The sequence below is a fragment of the Kocuria sp. CPCC 205231 genome, from assembly GCF_040980965.1.
GTDB lineage: Bacteria > Actinomycetota > Actinomycetes > Actinomycetales > Micrococcaceae > Kocuria > Kocuria rosea.
In genome coordinates this window covers 117,913-134,864 of the sequence record NZ_JAVKPP010000007.1, presented here as the reverse complement: position 1 = coordinate 134,864, position 16,952 = coordinate 117,913, and the positions used below count along the sequence as shown (strand labels likewise).

17 protein-coding genes are annotated in these 16,952 nt (G+C 73.3%); 13 read left to right on the top strand and 4 right to left on the bottom strand.

Going from position 1 to position 16,952, the window contains the following annotated elements; genetic code table 11:
* Positions 1–148: 148 nt before the first annotated feature.
* The 5 genes from atpA (at position 149) to murA (ending at position 5,952) form a co-directional block, all read left to right on the top strand.
* Positions 149–1,774, top strand: coding sequence for a F0F1 ATP synthase subunit alpha (gene atpA / locus RF640_RS09380; protein WP_017833258.1), 1,626 nt, complete (start codon positions 149–151; stop codon positions 1,772–1,774).
* A 60-nt stretch (positions 1,775–1,834) separates the two neighbouring features.
* Entirely contained in the window at positions 1,835–2,746 is a 912-nt protein-coding gene (locus tag RF640_RS09375; RefSeq protein ID WP_017833257.1) for a F0F1 ATP synthase subunit gamma, read from the top strand.
* Between the two features lie 55 nt (positions 2,747–2,801).
* On the top strand, positions 2,802–4,268 hold the full coding sequence (atpD, locus tag RF640_RS09370; protein WP_017833256.1) for a F0F1 ATP synthase subunit beta: 1,467 nt from the start codon (positions 2,802–2,804) through the stop codon (positions 4,266–4,268).
* 2 nt (positions 4,269–4,270) lie between these two features.
* The gene (locus tag RF640_RS09365; RefSeq protein WP_031282932.1) at positions 4,271–4,546 is read left to right on the top strand and encodes a F0F1 ATP synthase subunit epsilon; all 276 of its coding nucleotides are present in this window, start codon (positions 4,271–4,273) and stop codon (positions 4,544–4,546) included.
* A gap of 128 nt (positions 4,547–4,674) precedes the next feature.
* Positions 4,675–5,952, top strand: a complete 1,278-nt coding sequence (gene murA, locus RF640_RS09360) for a UDP-N-acetylglucosamine 1-carboxyvinyltransferase (RefSeq protein WP_017833254.1) — start codon at positions 4,675–4,677, stop codon at positions 5,950–5,952.
* Positions 5,953–6,027: 75 nt separating this feature from the next.
* Here the strand turns inward: murA and RF640_RS09355 are convergent, their stop codons facing one another.
* Complete coding sequence (locus RF640_RS09355; protein ID WP_017833253.1) at positions 6,028–6,231, bottom strand: cold-shock protein; 204 nt, start codon at positions 6,229–6,231, stop codon at positions 6,028–6,030.
* A 324-nt stretch (positions 6,232–6,555) separates the two neighbouring features.
* Positions 6,556–7,251, bottom strand: coding sequence for an endonuclease NucS (gene nucS, locus RF640_RS09350; protein ID WP_031282930.1), 696 nt, complete (start codon positions 7,249–7,251; stop codon positions 6,556–6,558).
* A gap of 69 nt (positions 7,252–7,320) precedes the next feature.
* Here nucS and RF640_RS09345 point away from each other — a divergent pair, with 69 nt between their 5' ends.
* The 6 genes from RF640_RS09345 to RF640_RS09320 all read left to right on the top strand — a co-directional run bounded on the left by RF640_RS09345 (position 7,321) and on the right by RF640_RS09320 (position 13,843).
* Positions 7,321–7,662, top strand: a complete 342-nt coding sequence (locus RF640_RS09345) for an ATP/GTP-binding protein (RefSeq protein ID WP_368827576.1) — start codon at positions 7,321–7,323, stop codon at positions 7,660–7,662.
* 239 nt (positions 7,663–7,901) lie between these two features.
* The gene (locus RF640_RS09340) at positions 7,902–8,864 is read left to right on the top strand and encodes a tetratricopeptide repeat protein (protein WP_017833250.1); all 963 of its coding nucleotides are present in this window, start codon (positions 7,902–7,904) and stop codon (positions 8,862–8,864) included.
* Between the two features lie 167 nt (positions 8,865–9,031).
* Positions 9,032–9,889, top strand: a complete 858-nt coding sequence (locus RF640_RS09335; protein ID WP_035928856.1) for an ABC transporter ATP-binding protein — start codon at positions 9,032–9,034, stop codon at positions 9,887–9,889.
* Entirely contained in the window at positions 9,871–11,526 is a 1,656-nt protein-coding gene (locus RF640_RS09330; RefSeq protein ID WP_277619388.1) for a hypothetical protein, read from the top strand. The genes RF640_RS09335 and RF640_RS09330 overlap by 19 nt, the downstream gene beginning before the upstream one ends.
* A 57-nt stretch (positions 11,527–11,583) precedes the next feature.
* On the top strand, positions 11,584–11,919 hold the full coding sequence (locus RF640_RS09325) for a DUF3039 domain-containing protein (protein ID WP_035928859.1): 336 nt from the start codon (positions 11,584–11,586) through the stop codon (positions 11,917–11,919).
* A gap of 121 nt (positions 11,920–12,040) precedes the next feature.
* The gene (locus RF640_RS09320; RefSeq protein WP_017833246.1) at positions 12,041–13,843 is read left to right on the top strand and encodes a DEAD/DEAH box helicase; all 1,803 of its coding nucleotides are present in this window, start codon (positions 12,041–12,043) and stop codon (positions 13,841–13,843) included.
* Positions 13,844–13,898: 55 nt separating this feature from the next.
* Here RF640_RS09320 and RF640_RS09315 read toward each other — a convergent pair whose 3' ends face one another.
* Entirely contained in the window at positions 13,899–14,510 is a 612-nt protein-coding gene (locus RF640_RS09315) for an isochorismatase family protein (RefSeq protein ID WP_109222125.1), read from the bottom strand.
* 112 nt (positions 14,511–14,622) lie between these two features.
* Positions 14,623–15,963 carry a nicotinate phosphoribosyltransferase gene (locus tag RF640_RS09310; RefSeq protein WP_035928961.1) on the bottom strand — a complete coding sequence of 447 codons (1,341 nt, stop codon included), beginning with the start codon at positions 15,961–15,963 and terminating at the stop codon, positions 14,623–14,625.
* A gap of 64 nt (positions 15,964–16,027) precedes the next feature.
* Between RF640_RS09310 and clpS the strand changes: the two genes are divergently transcribed.
* Together clpS and RF640_RS09300 are read left to right on the top strand one after the other, a co-directional pair.
* The gene (clpS, locus tag RF640_RS09305) at positions 16,028–16,366 is read left to right on the top strand and encodes an ATP-dependent Clp protease adapter ClpS (RefSeq protein WP_017833243.1); all 339 of its coding nucleotides are present in this window, start codon (positions 16,028–16,030) and stop codon (positions 16,364–16,366) included.
* On the top strand, positions 16,366–16,926 hold the full coding sequence (locus tag RF640_RS09300; RefSeq protein WP_017833242.1) for a DUF2017 domain-containing protein: 561 nt from the start codon (positions 16,366–16,368) through the stop codon (positions 16,924–16,926). The genes clpS and RF640_RS09300 overlap by 1 nt, the downstream gene beginning before the upstream one ends.
* The last annotated feature ends 26 nt before the right edge of the window (positions 16,927–16,952 follow it).

The window sequence follows — 16,952 nt, the reverse complement described above, 5'->3', positions numbered from 1 at the left end:
CCGGGGGCGCCCACGCCGCCGCCGCGGGCGGGCGCCCCACCGGCCGAACGGCAGCAGCCGGTGGACCAGCGCAGCGTTCCGCCACAGATTTGGACTCACGGTCACCGCTGACGGCAGTGATCACGAACTAGGAGAGCAGGGACAGGACATGTCCGAAGTCACCATCAATGCCGACGACGTCCGTAGCGCGCTGAGCGAATTCGCCGCGTCCTACGAGCCCGGCACCGCAGAACGAACCGAGGTCGGCCGCGTCAGCAGCGCCTCCGACGGCATCGCGCGGGTCGAAGGCCTGCCCTCGGTCATGGCCAACGAGCTGCTGCGCTTCGAGAACGGCGTGCTCGGCCTCGCGCAGAACCTCGACACCCGCGACATCGGCGTCGTGATCCTCGGCGACTTCCGCGGCATCGAGGAGGGCCAGGAGGTCCAGCGGACCGGGGAGGTCCTCTCCGTGCCCGTGGGCGACGCCTTCCTCGGCCGCGTGGTCGACCCGCTGGGCACGCCCATCGACGACCTCGGCCCCATCGAGGCCGAGGGCCGCCGCGCCCTCGAGACCCAGGCGCCCGGCGTGACCATGCGCAAGTCGGTCCACGAGCCCCTGCAGACCGGCATCAAGGCCATCGACGCGATGATCCCGATCGGCCGCGGTCAGCGCCAGCTCCTCATCGGCGACCGGCAGACGGGCAAGACGGCCATCGCCGTGGACGCCATCCTGAACCAGCGCGCCAACTGGGAGTCCGGCGACGTCAACAAGCAGGTGCGCTGCATCTACGTGGCCGTGGGCCAGAAGGCGTCCACCATCGCCGGCGTGCGCCAGACCCTCGAGGACAACGGGGCCCTGGAGTACACGACCATCGTGGCGGCCCCCGCCTCCGAGGCCGCGGGCATCAAGTACCTCGCCCCCTACGCCGGCTCGGCCATCGGCCAGCACTGGATGTACGGCGGCAAGCACGTCCTCATCGTCTTCGACGACCTGTCCAAGCAGGCCGAGGCCTACCGTGCGGTCTCGCTGCTGCTGCGCCGCCCGCCGGGACGCGAGGCCTACCCGGGCGACGTGTTCTACCTGCACTCCCGCCTCCTCGAGCGCTGCGCCAAGCTCTCCGACGAGCTGGGCGCCGGGTCGATGACCGGGCTGCCGATGATCGAGACGAAGGCCAACGACGTCTCGGCGTTCATCCCCACCAACGTCATCTCCATCACCGACGGCCAGATCTTCCTGCAGTCGGACCTGTTCAACGCCAACCAGCGCCCGGCCGTGGACGTGGGCATCTCGGTGTCCCGCGTCGGCGGCGCCGCGCAGGTCAAGGCCATGAAGAAGGTCTCCGGCACGCTGAAGCTCGAGCTGGCGTCCTACCGCTCGATGCAGGCCTTCGCGATGTTCGCCTCCGACCTGGACCCCGCGTCCCGGCAGCAGCTGACCCGCGGCGCCCGGCTGATGGAGCTGCTGAAGCAGAAGCAGTACACCCCGTACCCGGTCGAGGACCAGGTCGTGTCCATCTGGGCCGGCACCAACGGCCACCTCGACGAGGTGGAGGTCGCCGACGTGCTCGACTTCGAGCAGGCCCTGCTGGAGCACGTGCGCCGCACCACCAACGTGATGGACTCCATCGTCGGCTCCGGCAAGCTCGAGGACGACGCCGTCGCCGCGCTGGAGACGGCCGTCGCCGAGGTCAAGCGGGACTTCCGGGGCACCAAGCACGGGATCGAGCCGGGCCACGAGGAGCACGAGCCCCTCGACGCGTCCGCGGTCGACCAGGAACGGATCGTCAGGAAGTAACCGGTCGGTCCGGTGCGCCGCCGCGGCGGCGCACCGGGCACGGTGACGAAAGGAAGTCACATGGGAGCGCAGATTCGGGTCTACCGGAACAAGATCGCGTCGACCAAGTCCATGAAGAAGATCTTCAAGGCCATGGAGATGATCGCGACCTCGCGCATCAACAAGTCCCGACAGGGTCTGCAGGCGGCGCGTCCCTACGCGAACGCGCTGACCCGGGCGGTCTCACAGGTCGCCACCCAGCACAACGTCTCCCATGCCCTGACCACGAGGGCCGACGAGGTGCGCCGGTCGGCCGTGGTGATCATGACCTCGGACCGCGGTCTGGCCGGGTCCTACTCGTCCAACGTGCTCAAGGAGGCCGAGGGCCTGCTGGAGCTGCTGCACGGGGAGGGCAAGGAGACCAAGGTCTACCTGATCGGCCGCAAGGCCCAGGCGTACTTCGACTTCCGCAGCCGTCCGTACGAGCGGAACTGGACCGGGGACACGGACAACGCCCGGCCGGACCGTGCGCGGGAGCTGCGCAAGGTGCTGATCGAGGACCTGGAGACCGCGTACGAGGACGGCGGCGTCGACGAGATCCACCTCGTCTACACGTCGTTCCAGTCGATGGTCGTCCAGGAGCCCCGGGTGCTCCGGCTGCTGCCGCTCGAGGTCGTGGACGCCAACGCGCTGACCGACGAGGTCGCCCGGGAGTTCGAGGAGCTGGAGGAGCCCGACAGCACCTTCGAGTTCGAGCCGAACCCCGAGGAGTTCCTCGACGCCGTCCTGCCGCGCTACATCGACGCCCGACTCTTCGCGAGCCTGGCGCACGCAGCCACCAGCGAGCTCGCGGCCCGGCAGCGGGCGATGAAGGCGGCCGGCGACAACGCCGACGACCTCATCAAGAAGTACACGCGCCTGATGAACAACGCCCGCCAGGCCGAGATCACCACCGAGCTCACCGAGATCGTGAGCGGCGCCGAGGCCCTGTGACGGGCCGTCCCGGCGATCCAGCAAGTGTCCACCACGAACAAGTGAAGTGAGAGATATGACTGCCACCATCAGCGAACAGGCCGGGCAGCCGGTCTCGGGCGGTGCCACGGGACGCATCGCCCGGGTCATCGGGCCGGTCGTCGACGTCGAGTTCCCCGAGCACGCCGTGCCCGGCATCTACAACGCCCTGACCGCCCAGTACGAGCTCAACGGCGAGAAGCGGACGATCACGTTCGAGACCGCCCAGCACCTGGGCGACAACATGGTCCGCGCGATCGCCCTGCAGCAGACCGACGGCCTGGTGCGCGGCACCGAGGTCAAGGACTCCGGCGAGCCGATCTCCGTGCCCGTGGGCGACGTGGTCAAGGGCCACATCTTCAACGTCCTCGGTGAGGCCCTCGACGTCGAGACCTCTTCCCTGGAGATCACCGAGCGCTGGCCGATCCACCGCAAGGCGCCGTCCTTCGCGGAGCTCGAGGGCTCCACGGAGATGATGGAGACCGGCATCAAGTCGATCGACCTGCTGACCCCCTACATCAAGGGCGGCAAGATCGGCCTGTTCGGCGGCGCCGGCGTGGGCAAGACCGTGCTCATCCAGGAGATGATCACGCGTGTGGCCCGCAACTTCGGCGGCACCTCGGTCTTCGCCGGCGTGGGCGAGCGCACCCGTGAGGGCAACGACCTCTGGGTCGAGATGGAGGAGGCGGGCGTCCTCAAGGACACCGCCCTCGTGTTCGGCCAGATGGACGAGCCGCCGGGAACGCGTCTGCGCGTGGCCCTGACCGGGCTCACGATGGCGGAGTACTTCCGCGACGTGCAGAACCAGGACGTGCTGCTCTTCGTCGACAACATCTTCCGCTTCACCCAGGCCGGCTCGGAGGTGTCGACCCTGCTGGGCCGCATCCCCTCCGCCGTGGGCTACCAGCCGACGCTGGCGGACGAGATGGGCGTGCTCCAGGAGCGCATCACCTCGACCCGCGGCCACTCGATCACCTCGATGCAGGCGATCTACGTGCCCGCCGACGACTACACCGACCCGGCCCCGGCCACGACGTTCGCCCACCTGGACGCGACCACCGAGCTCTCCCGTGACATCGCCTCCCGCGGTCTGTACCCGGCGATCGACCCGCTGACCTCGACCTCGCGCATCCTCGACCCGCAGATCGTGGGCCAGGAGCACTACGACGTCGCGATCCGCGTCCGGTCGATCCTGCAGGAGAACAAGGAGCTGCAGGACATCATCGCGATCCTCGGCGTCGAGGAGCTCTCCGAGGAGCAGAAGGTCGTCGTCTCGCGCGCGCGCCGCATCGAGCAGTTCCTCTCCCAGAACACCTACACCGCCAAGCAGTTCACCGGTGTCGAGGGCTCCACGGTCCCGCTCGCCGAGACCATCGAGGCGTTCGGGAAGATCTGCGAGGGCGAGTTCGACCACGTGCCGGAGCAGGCGTTCTACAACGTCGGCGGTCTCGACGACGTCATGCAGCAGTGGGAGCAGATCAAGAAGCGGACCGGTGGCAAGTAGTCATGGCTGAGATGATCGTCGAAATCGTCTCCCTCGAGCAGGCCGTGTGGACCGGCACCGCCCGGATGGTGCGGGTCCGCACGTCCGAGGGCGACATCGGTATCCTGCCCGGCCACGAGGCCGTGGCCGGCATCCTCAAGCCCGGCGACTTCGCGGTGGACCCCGTGGACGGCTCCCGGCTCGAGGGCACGATCGACGCCGGCTTCGTGTTCGTCGACAACGACCGGGTGACGATCGTGGCGGACAACGTGGAGCTGCCCGGCGCCGCCGCCGCCTGATCCCGCCCGTCCGCGCGGGGCCCCGCCCCGCGCGCCCAGCACATCGCGGCCTCCGCACCACCGGTGCGGAGGCCGCGGCCGTACCCGGGGCCCCGCAGGGACCCCGGCGAGACCGCCCAGGAGAGTGGATGGAAGAGAAGATCGTCGTGCACGGACCCACCGCGGTCAACGGCACCCTGCGCGTCTCCGGCGCGAAGAACAGCGTGCTGAAGCTGATGGCGGCGACCCTGCTGGCCGAGGGCGAGTCGACCATCACGAACGTCCCCGAGATCCACGACGTCACGATCATGGCGGAGCTGCTGCGCCGGCTCGGCTGCGGGGTGGTCTACGAGCGCGCCGAGAAGACCGTCCGCATCGACGTCCCGGCGGTCCTGCACCACCAGGCGGACTACGACCTGGTGCGGGCGATGCGCGCGTCGATCTCCGTGCTCGGTCCGCTGGTCGCCCGGTGCCACGTGGCCGAGGTCGCCCTGCCCGGCGGGGACGCCATCGGCTCCCGCGGCCTGGACATGCACCGGGCGGGCCTCGAGGCGATGGGCGCGGTGCTGCAGATCGAGCGCGGCTATCTCGTGGCGTCCGTGCCGCGCAGCCTGCGCGGGACGCACTTCCGCCTGGACTACCCCTCCGTGGGCGCCACGGAGAACCTCATGATGGCGGGGACGCTGGCCGAGGGCACCACCGTCATCGACAACGCGGCCCGCGAGCCGGAGATCGTGGACATCGGGCGGATGCTGCAGGCGATGGGCGCCCGGATCGAGGGGCTCGGCACGAGCACCGTGACGGTCGCCGGGGTGGCGTCCCTGCGCCCGGTGGAGCACCGGACGGTGCCCGACCGGATCGTCGCGGGCACCTGGGCGTTCGCCGCGGCCGTGACCGGGGGGACGGTGGAGATCGAGGGCGCAGAGCCCGGCCACCTGACCGTGGTGCTGGACAAGCTGCGCTCCGCGGGCTGCCGCGTGGACACGGACGGGGGCCGCTTCGTGGTCGCCGGACCGCGGCGGCCGCGGGCGATCAACGTGTCCACGCTGCCGTACCCGGGCTTCCCCACCGATCTGCAACCGTTCGTGGTGGCCCTCAACGCGGTGGCCGAGGGCTCCGGCATGGTCACGGAGAACGTCTTCGAGGCCCGCTGGGGCTTCACGGCCGAGCTCGAACGGCTGGGCGCGAGCGTGCGCCTCGACGGCCACCACGCCCTGGTGGCGGGGATGCCGGTGCTCTCCGGGGCGCCGGTGGAGGCCATGGACATCCGGGCGGGCGCGGCCCTCGTGATCGCGGGCATGGCCGCCGTCGGCACCACCGACGTGAGCGGCGTCCAGCACGTCGACCGCGGCTACGAGCACTTCGTCGAGCAGCTCGGGGCCGCGGGGGCCGCCGTCGAACGGCACCTGGTCGGCACCGCGTACTGAGCACGCCGGCACGACGGAGCCCCGCACCCGGGACGGGTGCGGGGCTCCGTGCTCAGCCGGTGCGCGGGAAGCGGATCAGATGAGCGTGACGCCGGTGGCCTGCGGGCCCTTCTGGCCCTGGCCGATCTCGAACTCGACGCGCTGGTTCTCCTCGAGGGTGCGGAAGCCGCCCGACTGGATCTCCGAGTAGTGGACGAAGACGTCCGAGTCGGAGTCGTCGGGGGTGATGAAGCCGAAGCCCTTTTCGGCGTTGAACCACTTGACGGTGCCCTGGGCCATGAAGATCTCTCCTTGCGAGATGGTGCGAAACGTGTGCACAGGTCGTGCACGGAAGGGCGGTACCACGAGATGAGCCGAGGGCCGCGGTCTCCGTTCCCGAAGGAGGAGGACCAGGGCCAGGGTCGAACGTCACGCTCGCTTACCCGTTCTGCGAGCATGCAAAACATGGAACGAAGAACACGTTCAGCTTCACACACTCCCCGGGGGCGGTCAACGTTGTTCGCCTGCTGATCATCGCGTGTTGCGGGCTGTTCGCCGAGCGCGTGACCCCGGCGGCGCCCGGCGCGGACCCGGGCCCGCGCCGGTGGGCCCGCAGGAGTGGGCTCAGAAGAGGCGCGAGCCGCTGTCGTCGAGCCCGCGCATCTCGTCGTAGTCGAGGGTCAGGCACGCGATGCCCCGGTCCTCGGCGAGCACCCGGGCCTGGGGCCGGATGAGCTGGGCGGCGTACACCCCGCGCACGGGCGCCAGGAGGGGGTCCCGGTTGAGCAGCTCGAGGTACCGGGTGAGCTGCTCGACGCCGTCGATGTCGCCGCGGCGCTTGAGCTCGACCGCCACGGTGGCACCGGCGGCGTCGCGGGCCAGGATGTCCACGGGCCCGATCGCGGTGGGGTACTCGCGCCGGACCAGGGTGTGCCCCGAGCCCAGGCGGTGGATCTGCTCGGCGAGCAGGCGCTGCAGGTCCGCCTCGACGCCGTCCTTCACCAGCCCGGGGTCGGTGCCCAGCTCGTGGGAGACGTCCTCGTGGATCTCGAACACCTGGATGACGAGGCGGTCATCGCTCTTGGCGGCCTGGACGGTCCACGTCTGCAGCACGCCCTCGGCCGCGAGCTCGGCCTCCGGCTCGCCGACGTGCAGGCGGGCGGGCGGGCTCATCCAGTTCAGGGGCTTGTAGCTGCCGCCGTCCGAGTGGACGAGCACGGAACCGTCCGCCTTCACGAGGAGAAGACGCCGGGCGGCGGGCAGGTGGGCGCGCAGACGCCCTTCGTAGTCGACGGAGCAATCGGCAATGACAAGACGCACGCGGACCAGCCTAGCGCTCCGCGGGACCCGGCCCGGACCCGGAGGCCCCCGCTGTGAGACGATGGCGCGGTGCCACGCTCCAACCACTCCTCCCGACGCCGCCACGGCGGCCCCGGCAGCGGCCCGCGCGCGAGCAAGTGGCAGCGCGGCGCCGCCCAGGAGCCGTGGTCGGTCGAACGCGTCCTGGAGCCGGCGCCCACGGTGGAGCGCTCGACGGACGGGGACTGGCTGGTCCGCCACGTCCGGCCCGCCAACGCGGTCAAGACCTACACCTGCCCCGGCTGCGGCCGGTCGATCCCGCCGGGGATCGCGCACCTGGTCGTCTGGCAGCAGGACTCCCTGCTGGGGGCGCGCAGCGCCTTCGAGGACCGCCGCCACTGGCACGAGCGCTGCTGGCGCACCCGCCGCTGAGCCCGGCCCCGCCCGGCGCGGCCGCCGTCACGGCGTCACGCCGGGAGCGGACACGCGGGCGCACCGGTGGCCGAGCCGCCCCCGGCGGCCGATAATCGTGGAAGACCCGCGGCGCCCGCCGGGCGCCGTCCCGCCGCCGGCCGCGGCCCCGGCCCGGCGGACCGGACCACCGATCCCGCCCCGACACCGACGGCCCAGCGGACCGCCGTGCCCGTCGACGAGCCCTCAGGAGACGCCCCGTGAACGAGTTCCAGCACCAGCAGCCCCGCCGCACCGCCGAGACCGCTCCGCCGCCGCAGGAGGCCCCGCTCCCGTCGTCGGTGCGGGGCGCGGTGGACCTGGGCGCCGTGCCCGCCGCCGGGCCGGGCGGGCAGCCCGCGGGGGAGGGCCGGCCGGGCGGGTACCGCCGGGAGGTGACGGCGGCGGACTTCCAGGAGGTCGCCGAGCTCTCCACCCGGGTCCCCGTGGTCTTCGCCCTCTGGGCCCGCTTCAGCGAGCAGTCCGTGGCGTTCACCGACACCCTGGAGCAGGTCGTGGACCGCTACCGGGGACGGCTCCTGCTGGCCTCCGTGGACGCCGAGGCGGTCCCCGAGATCGCGCAGATGTTCCAGGCGCAGTCCGTGCCCACCGTGGTGGCGCTGCTCGGCGGGCGGCCCGTCCCGCTGTTCAACTCCACGGTCCCGGCCGAGCAGGTGACCCAGCTGCTGGACGAGCTGCTCGCGCTCGCCGAGCAGAACGGGATCACGGGCACCGTGGAGCCCGTCCGCCCCGACGACGAGCCGGAGCCCCTGCCCCCGCTGCACCAGGAGGCCGTGGACGCCCTCGAGGCCGGGGACGTCGACGCCGCCGAGGCCGCCTACCGGAAGGCGATCGCCGAGAACCCCGGGGACCGGGAGGCGAAGCTCGCCCTCGCCCAGGTGCACCTGCTCCAGCGGGTGCTGCCGCTGGACGCCGCGACGGTCCGCGCCGAGGCCGCCGCCGCCCCGGAGGACGTGGCGGCGCAGCTGGCCGTCGCCGACCTCGACGTCTCGGGCGGCCACGTGGAGGACGCCTTTCGCCGGCTGCTGGACCTGGTGCGGCGCACCGCCGGGGAGGAGCGGGACGCCGTCCGGCTGCGCCTGCTCGAGCTCTTCGACGTGGTGGGCGCCGAGGACCCGCGCACGGTGACCGCCCGGGGCGCCCTGATGCGCGCCCTGTTCTGAGCCCCCGCCCCTGACGCCCCCCCTGACCGCCCCGCCCGCACGGCCACCGTCCGCCGGCGCGCGGGGCGCGTCCTCCGCCGCACGGTGGAGCGCATCCCGCGCGCCGGCGGGGCGGGCTCCGCCGCGCGCCGGAGGCGCGCCCGGTCCCGCCTGCCTACGCTGGGGGCATGAGCCACCAGCACCTCCCGCAGGCCGCCCCGGAACGGACCGGCGCCCCCGCGCCGGACACCCCGGCGCCCCCGTCCGGCGGGCCGCCGGCGCTGAGCGTGCGCGGGCTCGTCCGGGTCTTCGGCCGCCCCGGCACCCCCGAGGCCAAGGTCGCCGTGGACCGCGTGGACCTCGACGTCCCCCGCGGCTCCTTCTTCGGCCTCGTGGGACGCAACGGCGCCGGCAAGACCACGATGCTGTCCATGGCGACCGGACTCCTCCGCCCCACGGCGGGCAGCGCCCGCGTGGCCGGTGTCGACGTCTGGGCCGAGCCCCGGCGGGCCAAGCAGCTCATGGGCGTGCTGCCGGACGGACTGCACCTGTTCGACCGGCTCACCGGACGCCAGCTCGTCACCTACGCCGGCCTGCTGCGCGGCATGGACCGGGACGTCGTGGCCGAGCGCACCGACGACCTGCTGCGGGCCATGGACCTCACGGCCGACGCCGGGACCCAGGTCCAGGACTACTCCGCCGGCATGACCAAGAAGATCGCGCTGGCCGGCGCCCTCATCCACGCCCCGAGCCTGCTCGTCCTCGACGAGCCGTTCGAGTCGGTCGACCCCGTCTCGGCGGCGAACATCCGCGAGATCCTGCACGGCTTCGTGTCCGCCGGCGGGACCGTGGTCGTCTCCAGCCACGTCATGGACCTCGTGCAGCGGATGTGCGACCACGTCGCCGTGATGGACCGCGGCCGGGTGCTGGCCGCCGGGACGGTCGACGCGGTCCGGGCCGGGGCCACGCTCGAGGACCGGTTCGTCGAACTGGTCGGCGGGCGCCGGGAGACGGGGGAGGGCCTGCCGTGGCTGCGCCCGGAGTGAGCCCGGAGCTCGCCCCGGCCCCGGAGGGCCTCGCCCCCGCCCGGGCGGGCACCGCCGCCCTGGCCGGGCGCCTCGTGGGCCTCAAGGCGAGGATCCTCGTCAACACCCTCACCCGCAGCACCTGGGTGCTCGTGGGGACCGTGCTGGGCGCCGCCTATTTCGTGTTCCTGCTGGGCCTGGCCGTGGTCGCGCTGTTCCTGCTGGGCCGTCAGGACCTGTCCCTGGTGCGCACCGTGCTCGTGCTGGCCGGGTCGGCGGCCGTGCTGGCCTGGTGGCTGCTGCCCATCCTCGCGGCGCGGGCCGACGCCACGCTGGACCCGGCCCGCCTCGCCCTCCTGCCCCTGTCCGTGGGCCAGGTGCAGTGGGGCCAGGCCCTCGGCGCGGTCGTCGGCGTGCCGGGTGCGCTCACCGTCGTGGCGCTCCTCGCCACGGTGAGCTCCTGGCGCTCGTCCGCGGCCGCGCTGCTCGCGGCCCTCCTGTGCGTGCCGCTCGCGCTGGCCCTCGTGGTCACCGGATCCCGCTGCGTCACCGCCCTCGCCGTCGGTCTCGGCCGCCGCCGACGCCTCACGGAGCTGGTCTCGCTGGCCGCGCTCGTGGCCCTGGTGCTGCTCGGCCCGATCCTCACCGGCCTGCTGAGCGGGCTGGAGCGGCTGTGGGACCGGCTGCCGCAGTACGCCGGCGTGCTCGCGTGGACACCGGTCGGAGCCGTCTGGGCGGTCCCGGCCGACGTCGCCGCCGGCCGGTGGGGCTCCGCCGCCGCTCGGCTGGCCGTCACGGTCCTGACCGTCGTCGTCCTCGTCCTCGTCTGGCGGGTCGCGCAGGAGCGGGCCCTCACCAGCACGGCCGGCGGGCGGACCGCGGCCCCCCGCGAGGGGGCCGCCGGCGCGGGGCTCCTCGACCTCGCGCCCCGGCGCCCGTGGGCGGCCGTCGCGGCCCGGTGCCTGGTCTACTGGGTCAGGGACCCCCGCTACTCGGCCGGTCTGCTCGTCATCCCGGCCCTCGCCGTGCTCATGTGGTTCTCCCGGGACCCGGAGGGAGGCGGCGTCCTCCTCTACGCCCTGGGCCCGATGATCGCGGCGCTGCTCGCGTACCAGATCTCGGGCGACGTGTCCTACGACAACACCGCCCTGCACCTGCACGTCCTCACCGGTGTGCGGGGCGTCCACGACCGCGCGGGCCGGGTGCTCGCGCTGCTCGTGATCGCCGTGCCGCTCACGGCGGCCGGGCTGCTGCTGCCGTTCGCGGTCGAGGGCCGGTGGCAGCTGCTGCCCGGGGTCGCGGGCACCGCGCTGCTGGCGCTGCTGGGCGGGGCGGGCCTGTCCTCGGTGATGTCCGCCCGGTACACCTACCCCGTGGCCCCGCCGGGCGCGTCCCCGCTGAAGACGCCGCAGGGCTTCACCGTCCTGAACGTCCTCGTCCAGTTCGTGGCGCTGGGGCTGATCCTCGTCCTCGTGCTGCCGGCCGCCGTCCCCCTCCTCGTGCAGGTCTTCACCGGCGACCCCGTGTGGGGCTGGGCGGGGCTGGCCGCCGGGGCGGTGCTCGGCCCGCTGCTGTGCTGGGGCGGGATCGTCCTCGGCGGGCGCTGGTACGACCGGCGGGCCCCCGAGCTGCTCCAGGAGGTCGCCCAGTTCCGCTGAGCGGGACGGGCGCTCCCGGCGCACGGGGGTCGGCGGGGACGGGGTAAACTGGCGCCCATGCATGTCTCAGCGGCGACCACCGGCACCCCGACGAACGGCCCGGACGACACCCCGTACGGTGCCGATCCGGCGCAGCCGGCCGGGGGCACCTCGACGATCGAGCGCGAGGAGACCAGGGAGCTCCAGGAGCCGGGCGACCATGAGCGCTTCGCGCACTACGTGCGCAAGGAGAAGATCATGGAGTCCGCCCTCTCCGGCGAGCCCGTGATCGCCCTGTGCGGCAAGGTCTGGGTCCCCGGCCGCGACCCGCAGCGGTTCCCGGTGTGCCCGACCTGCAAGGAGATCTACGACGGACTCCGCCCCCCGAACGACCAGGGCGACGACCAGGGCTGAGCACCCCCGGCCGAGCAAGCGCCCGCCGCCGGCGGGCGCTTTTGCGTGGCCCGCCGCCGCGCCCCCGTCATCCACCGCGGCCACGAGGCCGCGGCACCACGAGCGAAAGGACGTCGCCAGAGTGTCCCAGGACGACCAGCTCTCCCTGTTCGGCGCAGCCGCCGCCGACCTCCCCCCGGCCTATCCGGACCGCGCCGCGTGGGGCACGGCCCCCAAGCTGCGCGCCTGGCAGGCGGAGGCGCTGCAGCGCTACTTCGAGGCACAGCCCCGGGACTACATGGCCGTCGCGACCCCCGGGGCCGGCAAGACGACCTTCGCGCTGCGCGTGGCCAAGGAGCTCTTCGACCGCGGGACCGTCAACCGGATCACGGTGGTGACGCCCACGGACCACCTCAAGCGGCAGTGGGCGGACGCCGCCGCCCGCGTGGGCCTGGCGATCGACCCGAACTTCAAGAACGCGGACGGCTCCCACGGCCGGGACTACCTGGGCGCCGCCGTGACCTACTCGCAGGTGGCCATGAAGCCGCTCCTGCACCGGGCCCGCACCGAGGCGGGCCGGACCCTGGTGATCATGGACGAGATCCACCACGCCGGGGACTCCCTCACGTGGGGCGACGGGCTCCAGGAGGCCTTCGACCCCGCCGCCCGCCGGCTCGCCCTGACCGGCACCCCCTTCCGCTCGGACACCGCGCCGATCCCGTTCGTGCGCTACCTGGAGGACGGGGACGGCATCCGCCGCTCGAGCGCCGACTACACCTACGGCTACGGCGACGCGCTCAAGGACCACGTGGTCCGGCCCGTGATCTTCCTCGCCTACTCGGGGCAGATGCGCTGGCGCACCAGCGCGGGGGAGGAGATGGCCGCGGAGCTCGGCGAGGGCTTCACGAAGGACATCACCGCCCACGCGTGGCGCACGGCGCTCGACCCGAACGGGCAGTGGATCCCGTCGGTGCTCCAGGCCGCGGACCAGCGGCTCACGGAGGTGCGGCGCACCGTGCCGGACGCCGGGGCGATGGTCATCGCGACCGACCACCAGGACGCGAAGGCCTACGCCGCGCAGCTGCGCCGGATCACGGGAGAGAACCCCACCGTGGTCCTCTCCGACGACAAGGGCGCCTCGGACCGGATCGACGAGTTCTCCGTCGGGGACAGCCGCTGGATGGTGGCCGTGCGGATGGTCTCCGAGGGCGTCGACGTCCCCCGGCTCGCCGTGGGCGTCTACGCGACGTCCACGTCCACGCCGCTGTTCTTCGCCCAGGCGGTCGGCCGCTTCGTGCGCGCCCGCAAGCGCGGGGAGACGGCCTCCGTGTTCCTGCCGTCCGTGCCGGCGCTGATGCAGCTCGCCAACGAGATGGAGGCCGAGCGGGACCACGCCCTCGACAAGCCCGCCGCGGAGGAGACCGGCCTGCCGGCCGACCCGCTCGAGGAGGGCTGGGACGACGACCTGCTCGAGGAGGCCAACCGGGAGGAGAAGGCGTCCGCGGCCCTCGCCCAGGGCCGGTTCGAGGCCATCGGCTCGGACGCGTCCTTCCACGGGGTCCTCTTCGACGGCGGCGCCTTCGGCGGCGGCGTGGCGGTGGGCTCGGAGGAGGAGGCGGACTTCCTCGGCATCCCGGGCCTGCTCGAGGCCGACCAGGTCTCGGCGCTGCTGCGGGAGCGGCAGTCCCAGCACGCCCGGCGGCGCCCCGGCGCCGCCCGCACCCCGGAGCAGCCGGCGGTGCCCGACCACCGGCGGCTCAAGGAGCTGCGCGCCACCCTGTCCAAGAACGTCTCGGCCTGGGCGTCCCGCACCGGCACCCCGCACGGCATGGTCCACAACGAGCTGCGCCGGGTGTGCGGCGGACCCGCGGTGGCGCAGGCGAACGAGGCGCAGCTCCAGGCGCGGGTCAAGAAGCTGCAGGACTGGTTCATCGGGCGCAAGTGAGTCGCGCCCGGGACGCGAACCGCCCGGGACGAGGCGGTCCGCTGCCGGGCACGGGTCAGGACCGGACGACCTCGACCCCCGCCTCGGCCATCTCCCGCAGGGCGCGCTCCGTGGACTCCGCGGCGACGCCCGCGGTGAGCTCCACCAGCACCCGGGTGTCGTAGCCGGCCTCGACGGCGTCCAGGGCGGTCGCCCGCACGCAGTGGTCGGTCGCCAGGCCCACGATGTCCACGGCCTCGATCTCGTGCTCCCGCAGCCAGTCGTCGAGGCTCACGTCCGGCTCGTCGTCGACGTCCTCGTCGTCGCCCATCGGCACGTCCGCGTCCGGGGCGAGCAGCCCCTCGAAGCCGGAGTAGGCGGCGTCGTGCTCGCCCTTGCGGAACCACGCCTGGATCCAGTCCGTGTCCAGGTCCGGGTGGGAGCGGGCCCCGCGGGACTCGGCGACGCAGTGCACGGGCCAGGAGTCCACGTAGTCCGGCTCGTCGGAGAAGTGCGCCCCGGGGTCGACGTGCCAGTCCTGGGTGGCCGCGACGGCCGCGTAGTCCCCGTGGTGGTCCTCCAGGTGCTCCGACACGGCGGCGGCCACCGCCGCGCCTCCGGCGACGGGCAGCGAGCCGCCCTCGCAGAAGTCGTTCTGCACGTCGACGACGATCAGTGCGGTCCTCATGGTGTTCCTCCCTCTGTTCGGTGCTTCACGCTCGTGCTTCTCGCCCGGTGGTGCTCCTCCGGCGGGTGCCGCTGGGCGGATCCCGCCCGGCGCGCGCCGCCCGGACGGGCGCTCAGGCCGGGGCCTCGGGCCCCAGGACGGTCGGGATCACGGGGTCGCCCTCGCTGAGCCGCCGGGCCGAGCGGGGCAGCTCCGCCACGGACGCCGCGTGCCGCTCCCGGGCCCGGCGGACCCCCTCCGGGCCCGTCCAGCCGTCCAGCAGCTCGCCGCGGCGGACGAAGTCCTCCAGCAGCGGCCGGTCGTCGCCGTCGTCGTCGGGCAGCCGGCCGATGCCGACCATCTCGTGGGTCGCCGTGCCCCGCTCGTCCCGGCGCCGCAGGGCGTGCTTGCGCCCGCCCACGGACACCTTGCCCTTCGCGGCCTTCGCCACGGGCCGCAGCTCGCCGGAGGAGTCCTCGCGGGCCACCAGCTTGTAGACCATCGACGACGTCGGCGCGCCGGAGCCGGTGACCACTCGGGTGCCCACGCCGAACGCGTCGACGGGCGCGGCGTTCAGGGCCGCGATCGCGTACTCGTCCAGGTCCGAGGTGACGGTGATGCGGGTGTCCGGGTTGCCGAGCTCGTCGAGGAGCCCGCGCACCCAGGCGGCCTGGGTCACGAGGTCGCCCGAGTCCAGGCGCACGCCGCCCAGACCGGGACCCGCGAGCTCCACGGCCTTGCGCACCGCGGTCTCGACGTCGTAGGTGTCGACCAGCAGGGTCGTGTCCCGGCCCATGGACTGGAGCTGGGCGCGGAAGGCGTCCTCCTCCGTGTCGTGCAGGAGCGTGAAGGAGTGGGCGGCCGTCCCGACCGTCCGGATCCCGTAGCGGTGCCCGGCCTCGAGGTTCGACGTCGAGTCGAAGCCGCCGATGACCGCCGCCCGCGCGGCCGCGACGGCGGCCTCCTCGTGGGCGCGCCGGGAGCCCATCTCGATGCACGGGCGCCCCGCCGCGGCACCCACCATGCGGGAGGCGGCCGAGGCCACGGCGCTGTCGTAGTTGAGCACCGACAGGAAGTACGTCTCGAGCACGCACGCCTCGGCGAAGGTGGCCTCGACCACGAGCAGCGGCGACGAGGGGAAGTACGCCTCGCCCTCGGCGTAGCCGGAGATCGAGCCGGTGAAGCGGAAGTCGGCGAGGTAGTCCAGGGTGGCTCGGTTGACCACGCCGGTGTCCGACAGGAAGCGCAGCTGCTCGTCGCCGAAGCGGAAGCTCCCGAGCCCCTCGAGGAGGCGCCCCGTGCCCGCCACCACGCCGTAGCGCCGCCCAGCGGGGAGCCGCCGGGCGAAGACCTCGAACACGCTGCGCCGCTGCGCGGTGCCGGCGTGCAGGGCGGCCTGCAGCATGGTCAGCTCGTAGTGGTCGGTCATCAGGGACGTGGGCGGCGGGGCCCACCGGTGGCTGCGCTGGTTCACGGGCACCACTCTAGCGACGCCGCCGGTGCGCCCCGTCTCCGGCACTCGCTACGATGGACGGACCATGCACTGCGCTACTCCCGCCGCCGCCCGCCCCGCGGCCACCGCCACCCCGGAGACCGGCACCCGGCCCACCGGCGCGACGTCCGTGGCCACTGAGACCGAGACCCCGTGGAACGTGGTCGTGTGGGACGACCCCGTCAACCTCATGAGCTACGTCACCTACGTGTTCCGCTCCTACTTCGGCTACCCGGAGGAGAAGGCCCGCTCCCTGATGCTGGAGGTCCACCACCACGGGCGCTCCGTGGTGGCCAGCGGCTCCCTCGAGGAGGCCGAGACCCACACCGCGGCGATGCACGGCTTCGGACTGTGGGCCACCTTCGAGCAGGCGGGGGGCCACTGATGGCGCAGGGCTTCCGGTCCACCCGCCGGGGCATCACCGCCCGCTTCGAGGAGCCCGAGAAGGAGCTGCTCCAGAAGCTGTTCGCGGACGTCGCCCAGGCGCTCGCCCCCGAGCAGCCGGCCTCGGAGGACTCGCTCGAGCGGATGCTCGGCGTGTCCGGGGACGCCACCGTCCCCGACGACTCCGCGCTGCGGCGGCTGCTGCCCGACGGGAGCCTGGACCCCGAGCGCGCCGCCGAGTTCCGCCGGTACACGGAGCGGGGGCTGCGGGAGACCAAGCGCGGCGTGCTGCAGCAGGCGGCCCTCGCGCTGGAGGCCCAGCCCGTGCGGCTGGACCCCGCCCAGGCGCAGGCCTTCGGGCAGGCCCTCAACGACGTGCGGCTGGTGCTGGCGGACCGGCTCGGGATCCGCAGCGAGGCCGACGCCGAGCGCGTGGGTCGCTACGACGACTGGTCCGCGATCGAGGACGTCGAGACGTACATGTCGCTCCTGTACAACTTCGTCTCGTGGTTGCAGGAGACCCTCATGGAGGCCCTCCTCCACGACCTGCCCCGGGACTGACCGGGCACGACACCCCGGGCGGCCCC